General features: G+C 54.6%; 2 protein-coding genes. Both read left to right on the top strand.

The annotated features are described in order from the left end of the window. Positions 1 to 105 precede the first annotated feature (105 nt). Positions 106 to 387, top strand: a complete 282-nt coding sequence (locus JIN78_RS16705; protein WP_200393138.1) for a hypothetical protein — start codon at positions 106 to 108, stop codon at positions 385 to 387. A 14-nt stretch (positions 388 to 401) separates the two neighbouring features. Then, positions 402 to 629: a hypothetical protein gene (locus tag JIN78_RS16700; RefSeq protein WP_200393137.1), complete on the top strand. Its 228-nt coding sequence runs from the start codon at positions 402 to 404 to the stop codon at positions 627 to 629. Positions 630 to 1,461 lie beyond the last annotated feature (832 nt).

Raw genomic sequence — 1,461 nt, 5'->3', positions numbered from 1 at the left:
CCGCGCTGGCGAGTCGGAGATTGACTGGAGGAGGGGACGTGGTAGAAGTAGTGAAAAGCGCGCTGAGTCGGTCGGATTGGGTGTGCTAGAACGTTCTGCCTGAGAATGAACCAGTCCACGCATGAGCCACCGACTGAGATCGACGGTGCCCGAGTGATCGAGTGGGCATGGTCGGGTGATCAGCCGTTCGGCGAGGTTCCGGGCGCCGATTCGCCGGAGATCTTCGGGTTAGCGATTGCCACGTATGACGACCGGGAGTTTTACCGGTTTTCTTGCGATCGAAATTGGGAGACGCAACAAGACGGGCTTTACGATTCCGTCGACGATGCCAAGCGTCTCTTACCGGATCAATATCGGTTGGTTGAGGCGAACTGGACAAGAAAGTGAACGGATTCAGATAGATGATTACGCCGCAAAAGGGAGACTTCGTAGAGATGGATGGATTGCTTGTTGTCGTCGTTGCGACTGACGATGACCCCAACGTCCCAGAGGAGCATGTTGGTCTCTGGTTTGGTGATCCTCGTGCCAAGCGACTCTCGGAAGGTGGTTCTGGAGGAGCGACACCTGAAGTTTTCACCGTGCCGATCGAGTATTGCATTCGCCCAGCAGAGCCTCAATTCACCCATTGAACGAAAAGACCAAAACGGGCAGAACAAGGCGGCGCACACCAACCCGCTACCCGCCTCGAGTCGGAATCTGAATGACAATTAGAACCTTTAACCATGAATCGAAGGCACGCTCCCGGTAGCGGGTGGGTGGCCTATGACGTTGGGCCAAGAAATATGAAGTGGAGCCTATACATTCTCTTTTCAGTCCTTCTGCTCTTTGGCTGCGAGAAGAAGCCCGATGAGGCTGCTTCGAAACCCGTTGACCCGAGCGGTCCCGCGGTTGGTAACGTGTATGTCCTTCGTTTGCCTGATGTTGACGGAGGTGGATGGAGGAGTGGACACAGTGACAGATGGATGGGCGGGAAGCAGTCGACCGGTGGTGTATTACCGCTCCCATTCGAAGACGGGTGGTGGTTCGATTTGATTCTTCCTGATGGGACCTACGAAGGAACTGCCCTGATGGGGTGGGATCCAGAAGCTCGGCGGGGATTCGTGATGTGCCGCTCTTGGCAGAATATCGATCTCCGCTTTGAGGATTCATATGACAGTATCCACCGATTCGAGCACAGACCGCAGGAGTTGGACCCGCTAAGCCAATGGACCTTCGAGAGCAGTCAGTCGTCCCTGCCCAACAAAAACCAAGCCCAACAAGGCGTCGCACCACAATCCGCTACCCGTTCCGAGTCGGAATCGGACGATCGCGACAACCCTCAACCAGAATCGAAGGAGCGCTCCCGGTAGCGGATGTGTGGACTTCGACGTTGATATGGTTGATGATTTGTCAAGGGCATAAAATGGTCCGGGCTCATCATTTTTCAATGATCAGAAGTCAAGTTCGTGAAGGACTGAATTG

The sequence above is a fragment of the Roseibacillus ishigakijimensis genome (assembly GCF_016595415.1).
Lineage (GTDB): Bacteria > Verrucomicrobiota > Verrucomicrobiia > Verrucomicrobiales > Akkermansiaceae > Roseibacillus > Roseibacillus ishigakijimensis.
Note: the sequence above shows the minus strand (reverse complement) of the source record. Positions and strands in the feature narration are given on the sequence as shown.